We start from the raw sequence: 22,545 nt of genomic DNA, 5'->3' as shown, positions 1-22,545 counted from the left end.
TTCGTGTTTAAGAGTAAGCTTACTCAACTGAATGTTTTTCTATTAAACTGTTTCAGTAGATACAACCTGATAGTGAGGTTTTTGATAATATTCCATAACCTCTGGAATAATTTTATTGAGGTTGCCAGCACTGAGAAATATTGCCAAGTCTCCTGGTCTTAAGACTTTATGTAAAAATGCACTTACTAATTCTAAAGATGGTTGATAGTAAACCTGTTGATGATAATCAGAAATTGCTTCAGCTACTTGTTGGCCACTAATTTTACCCCATGATGATTCTCCTGCACTGTAGATATCAGTAACAATCACCATATCAGCATCATTAAATGATTTAGCAAACTCTGAAACAAAAGCTTGAGTACGACTATGACGATGAGGTTGGAATATAGCAACAACTCTTTGGATCGGCAATGAGTTATTTTGTTTTGTAAAAGATAAACTGGTTGTAGATATGTGAGATTTTGTAGTCACTTTTTGACTGTTTTTTCGTAAGCGAGCTGCGGCTAAAGTTGCGCTAACTTCACTAGGATGGTGAGCATAGTCATCAATGAATACAATACCATTGCACTCTCCACGGTGTTCAAATCGACGATGAGCGCCTTCAAACTTAGCGATCGCCTGAGCAATAGCAGTAAATTCTAAACCTAGTAATCTCCCTACTGCTACAGCAGCTAAAGCATTACTTAAGTTATGTTTACCCAATAACCCCAACTGTAACTCTCCCAGAATTTGGCCTCGCTCCCAAACACGAGCCAAGGTAACATGAGATTGATAATCTACACAATCGACTGTATAATCTGGATTATTATTTGAGTTAAGGCTATAGCTAATAGTCGGCTGGAGGAAGTTTTTAACTGTAGAACAATCTATACAACCTACCAAAGTTTGACAATTTTCTTTAAATACCTTGAAAGTTTCTACTACCTGATCTAAACTTTTATAATGATCTGGATGGTCTAATTCAATATTTGTTACTACACCTATGTGTGCAGATAATTTAACCAGAGAACCATCTGATTCATCTGCCTCTGCTACTAGATAAGTGCTGTTACCTAGACGAGCATTACCTTCCCAAGCATCTACTTCTCCACCAATAACAATAGTGGGGTCTAAACCAGTTTCTAGAAGCATAAATCCAATGAGACTGCTAGTTGTAGTCTTGCCATGGGTTCCTGCTACAGCTATACTTTGATAATCCTGAATTAGAGCTGCTAATAGATCCGAGCGATGTAAAATGGGACATCCTAGTGCAATTGCGGCTTCATACTCAGAGTTTGTTGTATTAATTGCTGTTGAACAAATTACTTGTGGAAGTTGAGAAATTTCTTGGTTATCCTCCATCGTGCTATTGTGTTTTTCCGTTATTAATCCTTCTGTATTTAGACGGAGATCGATAGGGGATAAATTTAAGTTTGAGTCGTTTGACGGAGATAAATTTTTCTCTTGAGAAACTTGTTGAAATAATTCTAAATTTTTGGCATCTTGATGCCAAAATATATGGGTTCCTATTGCTTGCAAGCGCTTTGTTATATGGCTTGATTTTAGATCCGATCCATAAATTGGTAAATTTCGTTTGGCTAAAATGTAAGCCAAAGCTGACATTCCGATGCCTCCAATACCAATAAAATGAAACGGCCTACCACTGAAGTCAACATATTTAGACATTAATTACTCCTTATACACCACACTGCGCCAGTAACACGCGATATCATACCAGGATTTTTTTTTTTTAGATAGAGTCTAGCAGTAATTTACCAAAAATACTGGTTAGCTGAGTTAATAAGCTCTATTAATTGCAATTAGTTTGTTTTCTATCAAATCTTTACCCACTGGCCAGTCTTTTTCCGGATATTTCTAGAAAACTTATCAAGGATAAATCATCAGGATTTTTCACAAAAGAATAAGTATTTTATAGAACTTAACTAGACAAAATAAATTATTAATTATCATTCACAGTTTAAATTGCTATTCAAGCATTAGTGATTAGTCAGTAACTTGCTTTCCAATAACTAGTGAGTTGCTAATTCTGACTTACTTAAATTTAGCAGCAATATTTTTGTAAAAATTACCGATATAGTTAGCGGTCAAGCATAGACTATTGAGCAAAAAAAATTTGTGATCAATAACTTACTATAAAACTATTTAACAAAAGTTTTTTATTAGCTTCTATATTTTCTTACTTTTTCAACTGTCCCAGGATTAATTAGTGGAGCAGAAAAATTTTTCTACTTTAATTTTGACTTTTGACTTTTGACTTTTGACTTTTACAAATTGGACTTTTGACAAAAAAATACTAACAAGTTCTATACCCCATCCATATAGGTTCCTTTATACAACAAGCTGTGAACAAAAGCTTAAATTCAAAGCAGTAGTTGACTGGATCAATAGCAGGGATCGTAATTAACCTACAAAAAAATTACCAAATTACCATTTTGCTGTATGATAATGGTCAAGATTAATTTTCTTTTAAGCTCTCCTTTCTAAAATTCATATCAGTTCTGAAAAAGTTAGGGATCTGAGATGAGGGTACGGCAGAGTTTAAGGCTGAAATCAATATCTGAAACTATCAAAAAGCACCCAGTGGGGCAGCACAGGGACTGGCTCAATTAACACTAAAACTGGATTAATTCAGTTTGTAAAACTGTCAAAAACTTTAATTATACATGATTATTGCTGTTGTTAGGAGGTAAAAAGTGATTAGAGTTGCTATAAATGGTTTTGGACGGATTGGACGAAATTTTTTACGTTGCTGGCTCACTCGTACAGATAGCCAACTTGATGTTATTGCTATCAATGATACTTCCGACCCCAAAACCAATGCTCACCTACTAAAGTACGATTCAATGTTGGGCACATTAAAGGGTGTAGAGATTAGTACTGATGAAAATTCTATCACAGTTAATGGTAAAACAATTAAGTGTGTATCTGACCGTAATCCTTTAAATTTACCATGGGCAGACTGGAATATCGATCTAATTATTGAGGCTACAGGTGTATTTGTAACTGAGGAAGGAGCCTCAAAGCATTTACAAGCTGGAGCGAAAAAGGTTTTAATTACTGCTCCTGGTAAAGGTGGAAAAGTTGGTACTTTTGTGGTAGGAGTTAATCATCAAGATTATGAGCATGATGATTATGATATTGTCAGCAATGCTAGTTGTACAACCAACTGTCTAGCTCCAGTGGTCAAAGTGATAAATGACAACTTTGGCATTATTAAAGGTACAATGACTACAACTCATAGTTACACTGGCGACCAACGTATTTTGGATGCTAGCCACAGAGATGTAAGACGGGCCAGAGCAGCGGCTGTAAATATTGTACCAACTTCTACAGGTGCAGCTAAAGCAGTAGCTCTGGTAATTCCAGAAATGAAAGGTAAGTTAAACGGTATTGCTATGCGGGTACCGACTCCTAATGTTTCTGTTGTTGACCTTGTAGCTCAAGTTGAGAAAAAGACTTTTACTGAACAAGTTAACGAAGTTATACAAGAAGCTGCTAATGGACCAATGAAGGGTATCATTGAATACTGCGATCTACCTTTGGTTTCTTGTGATTTTCGTGGTCATGATTCATCTTCTATTGTAGATGCTAGTCTGACAATGGTTATGGATGGTGATATGGTGAAAGTTATTGCTTGGTATGATAATGAATGGGGTTATAGTCAGCGTGTTGTAGACTTGGCTGAAACTGTGGCACAGAAGTGGCCAGCTTAGTTTGTTTGAGTTTTGATTGTCTGACAATTGAATTAAAAACGCAAGATAAATAACTTTTTCAAAAATGTTGAAATCCCTGGCTAAGTGTAAGTTGCTCGTTTGGGTAAATTCCTTGGCTATCTATTAATAAGATGTCGGTGTCGTCTGTGGTTGTACCTACTATGGCAGCACCGACTCCAATTTTTTTTACTAATTCTTGGCCACAAATTGGAGGCAAACATAAAACTAGCTCGAAATCTTCTCCTCCATAGAGCGCCCACTTTAATGCTTGTTCGGGTGAGACAAGTTTAGTTAAAGAAGAAGGAATGGGAATTTGATTGCGTTCGATCCTAGCTCCAACCTGAGATGCTTGACAAATCTGAACGATCGCATCTGCTAATCCATCACTACTATCCATTCCTGCTACTAAGACCGAGCTTTGGTTCTTCTGTGCACTATTAGAACTATTTAAAGATAAGCAATTCCATAAATTTGTTAAAATATCGAGCCTTGGTCGAGGACGTTGGTGAGCTAATATTAAGGAAGAACGTTCTGCTTCTGTGAGAAATCTACCTAATTCTGGATGAAGTAATAATTCTAACCCAGCTTTTGATGCTCCATGTACTCCAGTAGCAACGATCGCGTTTTGGGGTTGGCAATTTGAACGAAGAATAGTCTGTGAAGGTTCAACTTGTCCGAAAGCAGTAATTGAGATAGTACAAATAGGCGATCGCACTATGTCTCCACCGACTATAGGAGTATTGTACGGTTGTAGACATTCAGAAATTCCTTGGTAAAGTTTTTCAACCCAAGCAACAGGAGTATCGCCAGTCAGACCAAGAGCGATCGTAATACCAATAGGGAATGCACCCATTGCTGCGAGGTCGGATAAGTTGGCAGCAGCGCTACGCCAACCGACATCTTCAGGAGAAGTGGTGCGATCGCTAAAATGTACTCCATCAACAAGTGTATCAGTTGTGACTACTAATGATTTGTTAGATTGAATTGGCACAATAGCAGCATCATCCCCAACAACCTCTGTGGGGCAAAAACGGTGTAATACCTTTAAAAGTCCTTGTTCGCTAATATCTTGAACTGCGGTCATGGCAATCTATACTATACTACAGTTATATTTCCAACTCAAACCGACATCTCTAATTACTTTTGAAAGTCTCAAATTTATTAATTATTTGTGTTTATACTGACAATATATGTAGAGTTTTGTGCGTTACGCTACCACTTTTTCCTATGGTCATGCTCTGCAAACATGTCGCGGAGCGTTAACTGAGTTATGCGACAGCAAAACACACCGTATCAATAGCGTTCATGGGTAAGTTCTAATATATTTATAATTCTATAATTACTTCAATATTCAATCTCTCCTACTCCCAATTTAATAAGTATTCAACTCCATTTAACATTATATCATGCTTGGATAATTACCGTTCAAAAAATACTTTGTTTTTAGCTATATTATGTATTTAGTAATTATCTAATTATCTGCGGTCTTATTCTTTAAATCATCAGTAATTGTTAGTGGTAAATGAGTCATAATTTTTACCGCTTACCTTCTAACTATGAAAAGGATTTACTAATTATTGCTCTGCTGATTAAATCTCAAAGCATTTATAGATAAAGGTAAGTGCCTTTTGAGCTTCTGGAAAAAGTACCTAGTTTTGAGCTGCTTTATGCTCATGCATGGAGCGCATTTTGGGCAGGAGAGTAGCCCAAAAATTACTCCCCTACTCCCCTACTCCCCCGCTCTCCTACTCCCCTACTCCCCTACTCCTTAAAAAAGACTAGTGAAGCGCAAACCCTAATTAATATCCTTACATATTTAGGATTAGCCAGTAATGATATTACTGAGTTTAGTAGAGTTTTTTTTATTAGAGAATGAATCATTAATAAGATTGATTAGTTTGAAAAATAGCTGTATTTAAAATGATTTGTGTAACTAACTAAAAATATAGTCAAAATTGAATTATTTATCAAAATTTCAAAACATTAATTTTTGTGTCAAATAATTAATAAAAATCAATCAAGAGAATGACTATTGATAAAAACTAAAGATCAATATTAGCAAAGAAACAGTGTTGTAAGTTACATTTTTTTTAGTACAAATAACCAATGATAGTTTATAGGAAAAACTAAAAGATGACTTCTTAACATTACTTTAATAACTTTCCCGGTCTAATGAAACCTAGAATAATAGTCTGTGGCTTGGGTCGTACCGGCTACAAAATATTTCGTCTATTAAGACAGCAGGGTGCAACAGTTGTAGGTATAAGTGATCGCCCACTCCGTGGAGAGGGTACAGAGATTATTGTCGGCAACTTTCGTTCAGCATCTACATTATTAGCAGCAGGCATTCAAAGCGCTCATACTCTGGTTTTAGCAGGGAAAGATGAGTCTGTTAATTTGGCCGTCTTAATGTTAGCAAGAATTCTCAATCCAAAAATTCGGATTATCAATCGCCTATTTAATACAAGTTTGGGCGATCGCCTAGATCACACTCTAACCGATCATACAACAATGAGTGTGTCAGCTTTAGCAGCTCCAGTGTTTGCTTTTGCAGCTTTAGGAAATCATGCTATTGGCCAGCTACACATATACAATCAGACCTGGCCAATGCGAGAAGAATTAATCGGCCATAATCATCCTTGGAAAGGTCGTAAACTGAGTTCTTTGTGGGACGATCGCTCTCTAATGTTGATCTACTATATACCAGTGGCAAATCCAATAGATTTAGTCTCTGCAGTAGTAGAAGAGCGGGAGTTACGGGTAGGAGATCGTCTGATTATTTCTAGCAAACCAAAGGTGCGAACTCGCAGACAAAATTTAGTTTATTACTTATTCAAGGTATTTAGCAGACTCAGGCAATTTCAGCGACACAGTAAATCAGCAGTAATTCTCAACTTAGCTCTTTTAGTAACTGTGTTATTCTGCACTATTACTTATATTAGTATAAATCTGAATAACAGCTTTGTTGATTCTCTCTATTTTACAGTTGGGATGATTACAGGAGCAGGGGGAAATGAAAAAATAGCCGAACAAGCACCAGGCAGCATCAAAGTATTTACTTCGATAATGATGCTTGTAGGAACGGCGATCGTTGGTATTTGTTATGCGCTCCTGAATGATTTTGTATTAGGTACTCGCTTCCAAGAGTATTGGGATGCTGCCCGCATACCACTAAAACAGCATTATATTATCTGTGGGTTTGGTGGCATAGGTTTACATATTGCCCAGCAACTGATTAATAGTGGTTATGAAGTAGTAGTGGTAGAGCGTAACCCTAGCTGTCGATTTCTCAGTACTGCCAGGTCTATGAAAATTCCTGTAATTGAGGGAGATGCAAGTTTATCTACTACTCTAGAAGTTGCCAATATTGAAAAAGCTGAAGCACTTTTAGCCGTAACTGGTAATGATATTGTTAATTTAGAAATTGCTCTGAGTGCCAAAGGACTTGTTCCGAAAATGCCAGTTGTGGTGAGAAGTCAAGACCCGCACTTAGCTCTAATGGTGCAACAGGTTTTTGAGTTTGAGTCTGTACTTAGCCCAACAGAATTAGCTTCTCCTGCTTTTGCAGCAGCAGCTATCGGCGGTAGAATTCTTGGTAATGGAATTACAGCAGATAGTTTGTGGGTAGCGTTAGCCACCTTAATTACACCGGGACATCCTTTTTGTGGTAAAATTGTTCAAAAAGCAGCTAGTAGTGCTGATTTTGTACCTTTGTATATAGAAAGCAACGGTAAAGAAATTCATGGTTGGGAATTGCTAAATGCGACCCTTAATTCTGGTGATGTTTTGTACTTAACGATGCCAGCTAATAGACTAGAACAACTCTGGAGAAATGCGCCTATACAACTAGAAAATGATTGTTTAGAGGGAACACGGAAATAGAAGAATTATGGATAGTAATTAAACAATACTGCAACTGAGACTCCAGTTAGATATAATTGACAATTTTTTGTAGCTCCACTATTCATCTCCTTCCTCTGGATGTTTGTTTAAGTCTTGCTTTACATAGAATTTGGGGATGGGGCAAGCATCCTTTAATAACCGGATTTAGTAATAAAATAATAAATTATCTTGACAAAAAAAACTAATGATTTAATCTATAATCCAGAAATCAATTCTGTTTATTCTATGTCAGAGGGGCAAAAATGGTTATGGTTTATCCACCAAATTGCCCCTATCTGATTCAGCTTGGAGAAACAGATTATCGGCTTTACTTAGCCGTGCATCATATTTTTCCATCTTTTTCTTGATTATATTTTCAACTATTTAGTCTAAGCTCCAGTTCCGATCCCTGATTCAGCTTGGAGAAACAGATTATCGGCTTTACTTAGCCGTGCATCATATTTTTCCAATCTTTTTATTGATTATATCTTCAACTATTTAGTCTAAACTCCAGGGTCAATGAGCCACATTAAAAAAATGATAGCCTTGTAGGGACGTTTCATGGGACGTCCCTACTGTGGTTTAATAAGTAAGCATTCAGCTATTAGCGGTCAGCTTTCAGCAATAAAAACGAATGAAATTAAATCTGGTAAGTATAGAAACGGGTTTGTATTAGATACTTACTATGTAGAGCTTTTTACTACATTTAAAGACAATAATAGTATGTAAATATGTGAGCATTCATTGCTATAAAATATTGGGAGATGGTGAATATGGGGGCATTTTTCTACCTTTTACCCCTATTCTATTTCTCGATATCCTGACTTCTGAGTGCCAAAATACCAGAATGATTATGTTCAAAAAAAAAGATTTAATTAATAATTCAGAAATTAGTTATATTTATCCTATGTCAGAGGGGCAGAAAGGGTTATGGTTTATTCACCAAATTGCCCCTGAAAATATCATTTACAACGAGTATAATGCAGTAAAAATTAATTCACCATTAGACATAGAAACCTGGAAAGCAACATGGCAAAAAATCGTAGAACGCCATGCTATTTTACGAACCACTTATGGAACGGACAAAGAGGGCGAACCTGTGCAAATTATTCATCCGACGATGAATGTTCCCATGCAGGTGATTGATGCTAAAAATTGGAGTGAAGAACGCTTAAAGCCAGAAATTTTAGCCTGTGTAGATGTTATCTATGATTTAGAAAAAGACCCCATTATCCGATTATATTTGTTTCAGCGTTCCGCAACAGAATGGGTTCAAATGTTTACGATTCACCAGATTGCTAGTGATAGTTTTAGCAAAGATTTATTTTTCAAAGAATTCCAACAATTATATGCGGGTATTCCAGTTAAAGAACCTTTAGCTTATACCGATTTTGTCAATTGGGAATCACAAATGCTGAACTCACCAAGGGGAGAAAAACTTTGGCAATATTGGGAAAAACAATTAGCGGGTGAGTTGCAAATTTTAGATTTACCAACCGATCTACCACGCCCCAGTGTGGTGACTTATCAGTTTGAATCTTATGAATTTAAGCTTAATGAAGAATTGATATCTCGTCTAAAACAACTACAATGTGATAGTATTAATCTGTTAAAAATTGCCTTGAGTGCCTTTTATGTGCTGTTATATCGCTACACAAATCAGGAAGATATTATTGTGAATATTCCCACAGAAAATCGAGGGGGTAAAAAAGAGTTTAAAGATGTAGCGGGCAATTTGGCAAGTTTAGTTGTTGTGCGAGGGAATTTAGAGGGTAATACGACTTTTAAAGACTTGCTGATGCAAGTCGCTCAGACGGTTGATGAAGCGCTGAAACATGAAGCTTATAATTATCCCTGGAGTCAATTAGTCAAGGAGTTGAAACTCAAAAGTAATTTCCGTCATGGTCTGGTTTCTTCTGTGATGTTTAATTGGCGAAAATTAGGATGGTATGAGACAGAGTTTCAAGAGGGATTACTTCAAATTGAACCTTATTTGTTGGAACAACAACATGGCACTCCTTATGACCTCTGTGTAGAAATGATTGAAGTGGGTAATGAGTTAAATGTTCGATGGAATTATAATGGTGATTTATTTAAATCTGAAACTATAGAGCGGATGGCGAGGCATTATCTGACGTTGTTAGAGGGAATTGTTGCTAATCCAGAAACGCCGATTTTTAAATTGCCGTTGTTGAGTGAATCAGAACGTCATCAGTTATTAATTGAGTGGAATAATACGACTGTTGACTATCCAAAGGATAAGTGTATTCATCAGTTGTTTGAAGAGCAGGTAGAAAAAACACCGGATGCAGTGGCGGTGGTGTTAGAGTCGGAGCAATTAACCTATCATGATTTAAATTGTCGGGCGAATCAATTAGCACATTATTTGCAATTGAAGGGAGTCGGACCAGAAGTTTTGGTAGGAATATGTGTGGAACGTTCCCTGGAGATGGTTGTGGGAGTATTGGGCATTCTTAAAGCTGGTGGGGCTTATGTTCCGCTAGATCCAACCTATCCTCAAGAGCGGTTGGTTTACATGATTGAAGATACTCAAGCGCCGGTAATTTTGACGCAAAAACGATTACAAACCATATTTGATGACCTCAAGGCTCAAATCGTTTACCTAGACTCCCAGTGGCAAGAAATTGCTCAACAACCGGACATTAATCCACAAACTCAAGTGCAGGCAGAAAATCTGCTGTATGTCATCTATACTTCCGGTTCAACGGGTCGCCCCAAAGGCACCGCTTTGTCTCATGGAGCATTGAGCAATCTGATCCAGTGGCATTTGGATACTTTACTTCAAGGAGTTGGAGTTCTCCAGTTCGCCTCCCTAAGTTTTGATGCAAGTTTTCACGAAATATTTGCTGCCTGGTCTTCCGGTGGAACCCTATATTTAATTTCCGAGAGTTTGCGTAAGGATCTCGATAAATTACTTTATTTTGTTGCTGATAATCCCATCCAGAAAGTAATATTACCCGTTGTGGTCTTGCAGCAGTGGGCTGAGAGATACAGACAGCAAGAGCATCTGTTTCAAAACCTCAAGGAAATTATTACAACTGGCGAACAGTTGCAAGTCACTCAACCGATCGTGGAACTATTTAAGCGTCTGAAAGGATGCTCTTTGCATAATCATTATGGCCCGTCAGAAACCCATGTGGTTACGGCTTTTACTTTTACTGGAAAACCAGAGGTTTGGTCTTTTTATCCACCCCTAGGCAAACCCATTGCTAATACCCAAATGTATATCCTCGACCCCAACCTGACCCCTGTACCAGTAGGTGTCCACGGCGAACTTTATATTGGCGGTGCTAACTTGGCTCGATGCTATTTAGGACGTCCGGATCTGACCGCCAAAAAATTTATCCCCGATCCATTTAGCAAATTATCAGATGCTCGTCTCTACAAAACAGGGGATTTAACTCGTTATCTACCAGATGGGAATATCGAATTTTTAGGACGGATCGACCATCAAGTTAAAATTCGGGGTTTCCGGGTCGAACTCGGAGAAATTGAAGCCGTTTTGAGCAAACATCCCCTGGTCAGTCAAGCGATCGCAATTGTGCAAGGGGAAAAAGCTGACGAAAAACGTCTAATTGCCTACGTCGTTCCCTACCAAGAGCAAACCGTTACCGATAGCTCACTACGGCATTTTATCTATAAACACTTGCCAGATTATATGATTCCGGCTGCTTTTGTACTCCTTGATGCCCTGCCGTTGAATCCGAATGGAAAAGTAGACCGAAAGGCTCTCCCGATCCCCGAGTTCACCCGATCAGAACTGAGTAATGCTTTTGTTGCACCGCGATCCCCCGCCGAGGAAGTGGTGGCTCAAATGTGGTCTGAGGTACTTGGTGTTGAGAAAATAGGTATCAACGATAACTTCTTCACTTTGGGAGGAAATTCTCTGAATGCGACAGGGATTTTCAGTCAACTTCGCCAAGTTTTTGATTTTGAATTTCCTCTAATGAAACTGTTTCAAAATCCCACAGTATGTGGACTGGTGGAAGCAATGGCAGAAAGTGGAGGAGGTCAGGAAGTCATTGATGAAATTGCCAGGACTTTCCAAGCAATTGATCGGCTATCTCCCGAAGAAGTGGCTGCCATGCTAGCTGAGATGAACGAAAATTCGTAAAATCACCTTAATTTTCAGCGATAAGTTTTTTCAGTAAATATTCACAAGATTCACAAGTAACACAAACAGGAGACATTAATGATGGACAATAATTATTTAACTTCCCTGGCGGGAAGTCCCGCGCTCTCCCGCACCTTTAGCGTCGTATGGTCAAGCCAGGGCCAAGATTCGGATACCTTCATAAGCTAAACGTTCATATGCCCTTGACAAGCTAGGTACATTTTGTTATTGTAAGGTCCAACACAGGGGGAGGACATCACCTCTGTCTAAACAGCGGTCAGGGTTTCCCAGACTGAAGAATCCCGCGTTGTCCCGTAAGGGCAACGTCGGGAGTATGTCAAAAAAAGTAGGCAATTTAATACCAGGGCCACCGGAACATCCTTCGGAACAGCATAACCTAAACGATATTGCGCGGGCTGGTGGATTGCACAATTTTCAGCTACTGTTGCATGAAACTTATGGGGATGTTGCTAGGTTTTGGCTTTCAGATTCAACTTTAGTTGTTTCAATTAACGATCCAGAAATCCTGAAAAAAACCCAGAAGGTTGGGGATCGGCCTAAAGAATTATTTAAGTTTTTAGAACCTTTGCTCGGACCAGATAATTGGCAGGTTATTCCGGCGGAAAAAGCTAAAGAAAGACGCAAAATTATTATTCCTGCATTAGGGCATGATGTTGTGTTAAAATCAAGTTTTAACACAATTATCAGCCAAACAAAATTGCTGATTCAAAAGTGGTCTCTGGCTGCCCAAGAACAAACAATCGTTGAATTACAGAAAGATTTAACAAAACAGACGCTGAATATTATTGCAAGTGTAGCTTTTGGTTATCAATTAACTGCGACCGAGCGGACTCGGTTGACTGAGTCATTTAAAAATGTTTTAACTGAGTTTATTAACGAGCAATACCAATTGCCCTGTGTATTGTCCCTTGAAGAAAGACAGAAACAGCTCAATATATCTCTATCAATTTTGCATGATACAGTGGAGCAGATTATTCAGAAAAGAGTAGCAGAACGGAACGAAAATGAAAAGCCGGAATGTAACGATATCTTAAACGCCCTAATTGAAAATCAGGTTCCTCCAGAAGAAATACACATGGGAGTTATAGGATTGCTTTTGGCTGGTTTCCATACGACAGGGATAACAATATCATGGGTTCTATATCTGCTGTCCCAACATCCAGATATTACTATGAGAGTTTGTCAGGAAATTGATGATGCCATTGAGAGCGATCGCGAGCTAGTTTATGACGATATCAACAAATTAGACTATTTTTCTATGGTTTTGAAAGAATCAATGCGAAAATACTCTCCTGCTCCCTATGCAGCTCGGGAAATACAGCAAGATATGGAACTCGGAGGTTATGTGATTCCAGCTAAAACTACTATATTATACCCAATTTATTCCGTTCATAAAAATCCCAAATACTGGCCAAATCCAGAAAAATTCGATCCCGAGCGTTTCTCAGAGTCAAATCTCAAAAACATCCATGAATTAGCCTACATTCCCTTTGGATTTGGGCCTCGCTCTTGCTCGGGAATGGCTTTGGCGTTGCTCTCTGTAAAAGTAATTCTGGTGATGTTGTTAAGAGAGTTTAGCTTCCAATTGGTGCCCCAACACCCGATTGTTCCTGTTGATAGGTTTACCTTATGGTCGGAGCATGATATCAAAGTAACTCTATCGAAACGCTAACTAGGGTTTGCTGAAAAAATTGCTTGGTGAGGGTAGGACAGGGAGACACACCAGACGCGGGGACCATCAGATGAGGGGAACAGGCAACGGTTTCGGCCATTTTATGTGAAAAAATTTTCTTGAATTTCAGCCAAAAATTTCAGTATTTTACAGCGGTTTTCATGTGGGTAAACCACAGTAGGGACGTTCCATGGAACGTCCCTACAAGATTTGAAATGTGAAGATGTGGTTCATTAATTTGAAAAGCGCTGTAAGGCAAAACTAGCCCATAATTAAGGAGATAAACTGAATATAAAAAGCTCCATTACCTTAGCTATCCTGACTTTTAGCTTCCATAAGCAAGCCCTAACTACAAAAATCAGGAATAGAACATCTTTATCAAGAGGAAGTAATATCATGTTCGGTTGAATAGTTATAAATAAAAATGGAGGAGTAATGAGTTATGAGTAATGAGTTATGAGTAATGAGTTATGAGGAGGGAATTTTAAGCTATAAATGAAGAGAAAGTTTTTTGCGAAGCGCTCTGATCGGGACATGATATAACTTGTTTCCATTGGTGGCCTCAAACTAGGGCTGTTCAGTTATAAGCGATCGTCAGAACATAGAGGTAGTTGGCGATCGCAATTTCGGGTTCAAATTTGAAGACTTCTACTGTAATGATTCTGGCTTTATTATAAGTGATCATCCGAACATGATATAATGAGTGCGATTACTCTATAACCGGATTTTATATAGAACCCATTTGATAGCTATATAATTATGGTAGCCAAGTCTTTTCGCGCATCAATGAGTGAGGAAAAATCTGAAAAGGAGTGTTGAATTTTTTGTATTATTTCTCCCCACATCTTCCCTCTTCCCTCCTGTCTCCTGTCTCCTGTCTCCTGTCTCCTGTCTCCTGTCTCCTGTCTCCTGTCTCCTGTCTCCTGTCTCCTAGCTAGAAAGAAAAATTTAATATTTATGAAGATACGCTTAGGGGTTCTATAAGTCTTCGTCAATCGGAGCATGATATCAAAGTAACTTGATCGAAACGCTAACTACAAAAATCAGGAACTGTCAAAAAAATGGATAAGTCTTCGTCAGAACGTTTTTTTACCACAGACAAACAAAAACTCCTCAAACTCCTGCTCCAGAAAAAAGGCTTGGGTCAAGAGTCGGCCAAAACGATAACTCGCCGAACCGATGCTGGACCAATACCGTTTTCCTATTTTCAGGAACAACTGTGGTTGCTCGCACAACTCAATCCCAATGTTCCTTTCTATAACGAGCCCGCAACAGTTCATATTCGGGGTCAATTAGATGCGATCGCACTCTCAGAAAGCCTAAAGGAAATTATCCGCCGTCACGAAGCTTTACGAACTAAGTTTATAATTGTGAGCGGACAACCCGTTCAAATTATTGCTCCACCGCCTGATTTTAAGTTGACAAGGATCGACCTGCGGGAACTTCCGAAAAACAAACGGGAAACTGAAGCGCGACAACAAGCAACTTTAGAAGCTCAAAAACTCTTCGACCTGACTACTTCTGAGCTACTCATGCGAGCCATCTTGATACAGCTAACAGACCAAGAGTATAGGTTATTTCTTATCTTCCATCATATCGCAATCGACGGAGTTTCCCTGTATGGTATTTTTCTGAAAGAATTGGCAACCCTCTACCAAGCATTTTCATCAGGTCAGCGATCGCCCCTTCCCGAACTCCCCCTACAATATGCAGACTTTGCCGTGTGGCAGCGACAGTGGATGCAGGGCGAAGTGTTGTCCCAGCAACTTGACTATTGGAAACAAAAACTCAGTGGCGAACTGCCCATACTTCAGTTACCCTGCGATCGTTCCCGACCTTCAGTACAGAGTTTTCGAGGTGCGAAGCAAAAGTTAACCTTGTCTAAAAGTCTGAGTGGGGCACTCAAAGCCTTGAGTCAGCAGGAAGGAGTAACGCTATTTATGACATTGTTAACAGCCTTCAAAACCTTGCTCTATCGATACACAGGGCAGGAAGATTTGATGGTTGGTACGGCAAGTGCAGGTCGCCATTCCCCAGAAATTGAAAACCTGATTGGCTACTTTGTGAATATGCTGGTGTTGCGGACAGATTGTTCGGGCAATCCCAGTTTTCGACAGTTGCTCGAGCGGGTGCGAAAAGTCCTGTTAGAAGCTTATGCTCATCAAGATATCCCCTTTCAAAAACTTGTGGAGACACTCCATCCTGAACGCGACCTAAGTAAAAACGTTCTGTTCCAGGTGATTTGTACGATGGAACCACCACAAACCGCCTTTGATTTAGACTGGACTGTCAGCCTGCAAGATGTGGATAACGCTACGTCAAAGTTTGATTTATTTCTAAATCTAGAAGACAGACCGGAAGGAATTATTGGTTACCTTGAGTATAGCACAGATTTGTTTGATGCTGACAGAATACACCGGATGGTGGGTCATTTTCAGACCTTGCTAGAGGGAATCGTTACCAATCCCCACATAAGCATTTCTGAATTACTTCTGTTAACCGACAAAGAGCGTCATCAGTTATTAATTGAGTGGAATAATACAACTGTTGACTATCCAAAGGATAAGTGTATTCATCAGTTGTTCTCCGAGCAGGTAGAAAAAACACCGGATGCAGTGGCGGTGGTGTTTGAGTCGGAGCAATTAACTTATCGGGAGTTGAATAGTCGGGCAAATCAATTAGCTCATTATTTGCAACAATTGGGTGTTAAACCAGAGACTTTAGTCGGAATTTGTGTAGAACGTTCTGTTGAAATGGTTGTGGGATTATTGGGGATTCTAAAAGCAGGTGGTGCTTATGTTCCTCTCGACCCAACTTATCCGATTGAGCGCATTGCCTATATGCTGGAAAACTCTCAAGCTTCAGTACTATTAACTCAAAAAAACTTGGTAGCTGGATTACCGGAAATAAGAGCGCAAATCATTTGTTTAGATACTGACTGGAATTTAGTTAGTCAAGAAACTGACTTAAATCCCAACTGTAGTGTTTGTGAGGAAAACTTGGCTTATGTAATCTACACTTCCGGTTCTACGGGTCAACCTAAAGGTGTAGCAATGAAGCACCTTGCCTTGAGCAATCTGATTTTGTGGCAACGGTCAAACACAACAGTTTCACCAAAAGCAAAAACCCTGCAATTTGCACCAATTAGCTTTGATGTCTCCTTTCAGGAAATATTTTCAACCTGGTGTGGGGGTGGAACCTTGGTCTTAATCTCAGAACAAGTGCGACGAGACCCTGTTGCTTTACTACATTTATTAAGCGAAAAACAAATAGAAAGACTCTTTCTTCCTTTTGTTGCCTTACAGCAGTTAGCAGAGACCGCTCAAACTAGGGGATTGATTCCCAGCAGTTTGCGGGAAGTAATAACAGCAGGGGAACAGTTGCAAATAACAAGGGCGATCGCCGCTTTTTTCTCTCAGCTAAAAGATTGTTCTCTTCATAATCAATATGGACCATCAGAAACTCATGTAGTCACAGCATTTACCTTAACCGGTTCTACTGACAATTGGTCAGCACTACCACCTATTGGTCGTCCCATTGCTAACACTCAGATTTACCTATTAGATCAATTCGCACAACCTGTAGCTGTGGGAATTACCGGCGAGTTGTACATCGGGGGAGTTTCCCTTGCCTTAGGTTATCTCAACCGTCCTGACTTGACAGAGCAAAAGTTTATCCTTAATCCGTTTAGCAATAAACCAGGTTCTCGCCTCTATAAAACTGGTGATTTAGCTCGTTATTTACCGGATGGAAATATCGAATATCTCGGTCGCATCGATAATCAGGTCAAGGTGCGGGGTTTCCGCATCGAACTTGGAGAAATTGAAGTAATACTCGCTCAACACCCCGACCTGCGGCAGACTGCGGTGATTGTCCGAGAAGACCAACCAGGGGAAAAGCGCTTAGTCGCCTACGTTTGTCCAAATGAGGGGCAAATCCCGACTTTGGGTCAACTGCGCCGCTTTCTTTCCGAAAAGTTACCAGACTACATGGTGCCCGGAACGTTTATCATTCTGGAAGCTTTTCCCTTAACACCAAGCGGCAAAGTCGATCGCCGGGCTTTACCCATTCCTGATGCTTCAAGTTTGATTCGTGAAACCAGTTTTGTTGCCCCCCGGGATTCGGTAGAACTGCAACTAGCTCAAATCTGGTCAGAGATTCTTGGTGTTTCTCCCATCGGAATCAATGACAACTTTATTGAATTAGGCGGACATTCCTTGTTAGCCACCAAAATTATCGGGCTAGTGCGCGTACGCTTCGGGGTAGAATTACCCCTGAATTGCTTATTTGAGTTTCCCACAGTTGCTGAGTTAGCCAAAGAGGTTCTTCAGGAAGAGGAATTAACTATTGAACCACCCCTACAACCGATTTCACGAGAGCAAACAATTCCCTTATCCTTTGCCCAAGAACAACTGTGGTTTCTCAACCAGTTAACCCCAGAAGAACCAGTTTACAACGAAACCTTGAGTATTCATCTAGGTGGAGATATCAATATTCCTGCCTTGGAAGAAAGTCTGACGGAACTCATCCGCCGCCACGAAATTCTGCGGACGACCTATCGATTTCTTACAGCAAATTTCGCCCCCCTCCCCCCCCAACTTGGGGGGGGGATTGAGTTAAATTCCCCCAATTATGGGGGATTTAGGGGGCTTTCTGAAAATAGCTGTAATGGTCAACCTTGCCAGGAAATTCAGCCACCATCTGCATTTACTTTACCGATTGTCGATTTGCGAGAATGGTCAGAAACAAAACGAGAAACAGAAGCGGTGCGTATTGCCACCGAACAGCTTCGCCAAGGATTTGACTTCACCCGAAGCCCCTTGCTGCGAGCTACTCTGATTCAGCTTACTTCAGACAACTATCGGCTCTACTTCGCTATTCATCACAGTTTTATAGATGGTGAATCATTTATCAAAATAGTACAAGAATTAGAAATTATTTATACGGCATTCTCTCAAGGTTTACCCTCACCTCTGCCAGAATTAACTATACAGTATGCTGATTTCGCTGTTTGGCAACGCCAACGTCTACAGGGAGAAATTCTCTCCAATCAGCTTACCTACTGGCAGAAACAACTGGAAAACTTACCCCAATTAAAACTTCCCACTGACCGTCCTCGCACTCCACAAACGACTTTTAGCGGTTCATTTCTTCGTCACCGACTGCCCTTTGACTTAATAGAAAAGCTCCAAACTCTTAGTCGCAAAGAAAATGTTACCTTATTTGTGACCTTGGCAACAGCAATCAAAGTTTTGCTTTATCGCTATTCAAATCAGGAAGATATTGTTCTGGGTACTGTTATTGACCAGCGGGATCAACCGGAGTTAGACGGAATCATTGGCAACTTTCTCAATACTTTAGTCTTGCGTAGTGACCTCAGTGGCAACCCTAGTTTCTGCGAACTGTTAAAGCGAGTCCAGAATGTCTGTTTCTCAGCTTACTCCCATCAAGATGTGCCATTCCAGAAGGTGGTAGAAGCTCTTCATCCCGATTACCAAGTCAACAAAAATCCTCTATTTCAGGTAGCTTTTACCATTGATCCACCTCTAGTAACGGAAGACAAGTTAGGATGGAAGGCATTTTACTTCGAGGTAGATCCTAAGACCTCTAAGTTTGACATCACTTTCTATCTCTTACAGGAAGAATCAGAGGGAATGGTTCTTCTGACTGAATACAATACTGATTTATTTGATGCCGCTACAATTAAGCGAATGAGCGGGCATTTGAATACATTGCTAGAGGGAATTGTTATCAATCCTAACCAAAGCATTTCTGAGTTACCTTTGTTGACTGAAAGTGAGCGCCATCAGTTGTTGGTAGAATGGAATAATACGACTGTTGACTATCCCCAGGATAAGTGCATTCATCAGTTGTTTGAAGAACAAGTAGAAAGAACACCGGATGCAGTGGCGGTAGTATTTGAAGACCGACAATTAACTTATCACGAGTTAAATTGTCAAGCTAATCAACTGGCGCATTATTTACAAACTCTGGGGGTTGCACCAGAGGTATTAGTGGGCATCTGTGTCGAACGTTCTGTTGAGATGGTGGTGGGATTATTGGGGATTCTTAAAGCCGGTGGAGCTTATGTGCCATTAGACCCTAATTATCCTACTGAACGTATTGCCTATATGCTGGAAGATTCCTCGGTGCCAGTTTTGTTAACACAATCTAAGTGGGTTGAGAAACTTCCCTCAAGTGTTGGGAAGCTGATTTTGTTAGACTCTGATTGGGATGTTATTGCATCATTAGGTCAAGATAACCCTGTGAACCAAACAAAACCGGATCACTTAGTTTATGTAATTTACACATCAGGTTCTACTGGAAAACCAAAGGGAGTTGCTGTGACTCATTTGGGCATCAACCGATTAGTCAATAATACTAACTATATAAATTTAGCATCTTCAGACCGAGTGGCTCAAACCTCGAATGCTTCTTTTGATGCTGCTACCTTTGAAATTTGGGGCGCTCTTCTTCATGGAGCACAACTGATTGGGGTTCCCCAGCAAATTGCGCTGGAAGCCGAAAAATTTGTAGCCCTACTCCGAAAATACCAGGTTAGCGTACTCTTTTTGACAACAGCTTTATTCAATCAATTGGCCGCACTGGTTCCAGAAGCCTTCAAATCCTTAAGATATCTTTTATTTGGTGCCGAGACAGTTGATCCGACCTCAGTTAAAAAGGTACTTGAGCATGGAGCGCCTGAAAAATTACTTCATGTTTATGGACCAGCTGAGAACACAACTTTCTCATCTTGGTATTTGGTTGAGAATGTACGGCAAGGAGCAACTACTATTCCGATCGGACGACCAATTAGCAATACCCAAGTCTATATTTTAGATAAACAATTGCAACCTGTTCCCATTGGTATACAAGGAGAACTACATATCGGGGGAGATGGATTAGCTCGAGGCTATCTCAACCGTCGAGAACTGACTGAGGAAAAGTTCATTCCCAACCCCTTTGATAAGTCAAAACTCAACAATCAAAAGTCAAAATTATATAAAACAGGGGATTTAGCTCGTTATTTACCCGATGGAAATATTGAATATCTCGGACGTATCGATCATCAAGTAAAAATTCGAGGTTTCCGGATCGAACTCGGAGAAATTGAAGCAGTACTTGCCCAACATTCCCAGGTGCGAGAAGCTGTAGTCATTGCTCGCGAAGACATTCCAGGAGACAAACGTCTAGTTGCTTATTTAACTACTAATGAGGAAAAAACTACGATAGATGATTTGCGTTCTTTCCTCAAGACTAAGCTACCCGAGTACATGATTCCTGCTGCTTTTGTCCTTCTCGAATCAATACCTCTGACTCCTAATGGTAAAGTCAACCGTCGTGGTTTACCTATCCCCGATGCTTCAAGTTTAGTTCGTGAAAGCAGTTTTATTGCCCCCCGCGACTCCCTAGAATTACAACTAACTCAAATTTGGTCAGAGATTCTTGGTGTTTTCCCCATCGGAGTCCGAGATAACTTCTTTGACTTGGGTGGTTATTCTCTGTTAGCAGTGCGTCTCATGGCTGACATTGAGAAACAATTTGGCAAAAATCTATCTTTAGCCGCCCTTTTCCAAGGTGCTACCGTAGAACAATTAGCCATTCTACTGCGCCAAAAAACTGATACTCAGTCTTGGTCTCCTTTAGTTGCCATTCAACCCCAAGGAAAGCACCCACCTTTCTTTTGTATGCCTGGTTCCGGTGGCAATGTGGTGTACTTCCACCAACTTGCCCGTCATCTGGGAAATGACCAACCTTTTTACGCCTTACAACCTCCCAGTTTAGATGGGATTTCGGAACCCTTTGGTCGTGTTGAAGAGGTAGCTGCCTACTATCTCCAAGCCATCCAAACCCTTCAACCTTCTGGTCCGTACTTCCTTGGCGGTCATTCCTTTGGGGTTCTGGTTGCTTTTGAAATGGCACAACAGCTACAAAAACAGGGAGAAACAGTTGCCCTACTTGCCCTATTAGACCTTCCTACCCGACTTCCTGGCAGCCCCCCAAAACAACTAGATTGGGATGATACTCGATGGTTGACCAATATTGCCCATATCATAGAAGTGTTATCTGCGAAAAATCTCGGCATTTTCTATGAAGCACTCAAACCTCTAACTCCTGAAGCGCAATTAAATTATCTCAAACAGCAGATGGAAAGCGTCAATCTGTTGCCATATAATTCAGGAATTGAACGAGTGCGTGGGATTGTCCAAACGATTAAAGCTGACGAATTGGCTTTTATGAGTTATCTCCCACAAGGAGGTTATCAAGGTCGGATTACCCTGTTCCGCACCAGCGAAGTTTATCAAGATGAATTGGGAATGCTTGGTGAAATACCTACCGATCCAACTTGGGGTTGGAATCAGTATTCTTGCAAACCTGTGGAGGTTAAGGTTGTTCCTGGAAACCATACTACCATGCTTGGTGAACCTCACGTAATGGTATTAGCTGAAAAACTTAAATTTTGTCTAGCTAGGGTTTGTTGAAAAAGTCTACAAAGGCTGAGAGGTTTATAGATCAGTTGAAATCATTACTGGATAATATTTTTGACCGAAAAATTGTGGGTATGCGCCTCCCCTTTTAAGGGGATAAAAAGCAGTCCTTGGATGGCGAGGAAACCTCGCCATATCTAATCGACCAAGAGAAAATAGAATATTCCATATTGCAATCCCGAAGCTTTCCTAGGTCATGCTGCGCAAACAGCTAGGGGTACTGATAACTGATAACTGATAACTGAAATGACAGGCATCAGGAAAAAGCTTAAAGTCAATTATAATCACAAACGAATGTTGCTATTTTATATCAAATCCGGTTAAACTGTTATAGATTGGTTAAGTAAGGAGGAGTCAGGAGTCAGGAGTCATATCAAATCCGGTAGCATCGGTGTAATTAGATGGGGAGATGGGGAGATTGGGAGATTGGGAGATTGGGAGATTGGGAGATGGGGAGATTGGGAGATGGGGAGATGGGGAGATTGGGAGATGGGGAGATGGGGAGATGGGGAGATTGGGAGATTGGGAGATGGGGAGATGGGGAGATTGGGAGATGGGGAGATGGGGAGATTGGGAGAGTGGGAGATGGGGAGAGGGGGAGATGGGGAGATGGGGAGGTGGGGAGATGGGGTG

Annotated in this window: 7 protein-coding genes and 1 pseudogene; 6 read left to right on the top strand and 2 right to left on the bottom strand. The window is 40.2% G+C overall.

Annotated elements, in window-relative coordinates:
- Positions 1 to 42: 42 nt before the first annotated feature.
- Positions 43 to 1,665 (bottom strand): UDP-N-acetylmuramate--L-alanine ligase, encoded by a 1,623-nt coding sequence (murC, locus tag F6K23_RS17490; protein WP_293158081.1) that lies wholly within the window; start codon positions 1,663 to 1,665, stop codon positions 43 to 45.
- 1,028 nt (positions 1,666 to 2,693) lie between these two features.
- On the opposite strand from murC, the gene F6K23_RS17485 reads away from it, so the two are divergent.
- A complete protein-coding gene (locus F6K23_RS17485) occupies positions 2,694 to 3,713 on the top strand; it encodes a type I glyceraldehyde-3-phosphate dehydrogenase (RefSeq protein ID WP_293158078.1) in 1,020 nt (339 codons plus the stop codon).
- Between the two features lie 58 nt (positions 3,714 to 3,771).
- On the opposite strand, the gene thiL is transcribed toward F6K23_RS17485, so the two are convergent.
- On the bottom strand, positions 3,772 to 4,797 hold the full coding sequence (thiL, locus tag F6K23_RS17480; protein WP_293158075.1) for a thiamine-phosphate kinase: 1,026 nt from the start codon (positions 4,795 to 4,797) through the stop codon (positions 3,772 to 3,774).
- 1,088 nt (positions 4,798 to 5,885) lie between these two features.
- On the opposite strand from thiL, the gene F6K23_RS17475 reads away from it, so the two are divergent.
- From F6K23_RS17475 to F6K23_RS17455, 5 genes and pseudogenes are all read left to right on the top strand, one after another.
- Positions 5,886 to 7,595, top strand: a complete 1,710-nt coding sequence (locus F6K23_RS17475) for a TrkA family potassium uptake protein (protein ID WP_293158072.1) — start codon at positions 5,886 to 5,888, stop codon at positions 7,593 to 7,595.
- A gap of 853 nt (positions 7,596 to 8,448) precedes the next feature.
- Positions 8,449 to 11,730: an amino acid adenylation domain-containing protein gene (locus tag F6K23_RS17470; protein WP_293158068.1), complete on the top strand. Its 3,282-nt coding sequence runs from the start codon at positions 8,449 to 8,451 to the stop codon at positions 11,728 to 11,730.
- 334 nt (positions 11,731 to 12,064) lie between these two features.
- Entirely contained in the window at positions 12,065 to 13,423 is a 1,359-nt protein-coding gene (locus F6K23_RS17465) for a cytochrome P450 (protein ID WP_293158065.1), read from the top strand.
- 1,061 nt (positions 13,424 to 14,484) lie between these two features.
- Positions 14,485 to 21,906, top strand: a complete 7,422-nt coding sequence (locus tag F6K23_RS17460; RefSeq protein WP_293158062.1) for a non-ribosomal peptide synthetase — start codon at positions 14,485 to 14,487, stop codon at positions 21,904 to 21,906.
- A gap of 407 nt (positions 21,907 to 22,313) precedes the next feature.
- Positions 22,314 to 22,545 (top strand): annotated as a pseudogene (locus F6K23_RS17455) (hypothetical protein); the annotation flags it as partial.

Source organism: Okeania sp. SIO2C9 (assembly GCF_010672455.1).
In the GTDB taxonomy this organism is placed as follows: domain Bacteria; phylum Cyanobacteriota; class Cyanobacteriia; order Cyanobacteriales; family Microcoleaceae; genus Okeania.
Note: the sequence above shows the minus strand (reverse complement) of the source record. Positions and strands in the feature narration are given on the sequence as shown.

Coding starts and splice junctions, on each gene's coding strand:
- murC (WP_293158081.1), bottom strand. CDS start 1,665: ATGTCTAAATATGTTGACTTCAGTGGTAGGCCGTTTCATTTTATTGGT.
- F6K23_RS17465 (WP_293158065.1), top strand. CDS start 12,065: ATGTCAAAAAAAGTAGGCAATTTAATACCAGGGCCACCGGAACATCCT.
- F6K23_RS17470 (WP_293158068.1), top strand. CDS start 8,449: ATGTTCAAAAAAAAAGATTTAATTAATAATTCAGAAATTAGTTATATT.
- F6K23_RS17460 (WP_293158062.1), top strand. CDS start 14,485: ATGGATAAGTCTTCGTCAGAACGTTTTTTTACCACAGACAAACAAAAA.
- thiL (WP_293158075.1), bottom strand. CDS start 4,797: ATGACCGCAGTTCAAGATATTAGCGAACAAGGACTTTTAAAGGTATTA.
- F6K23_RS17475 (WP_293158072.1), top strand. CDS start 5,886: ATGAAACCTAGAATAATAGTCTGTGGCTTGGGTCGTACCGGCTACAAA.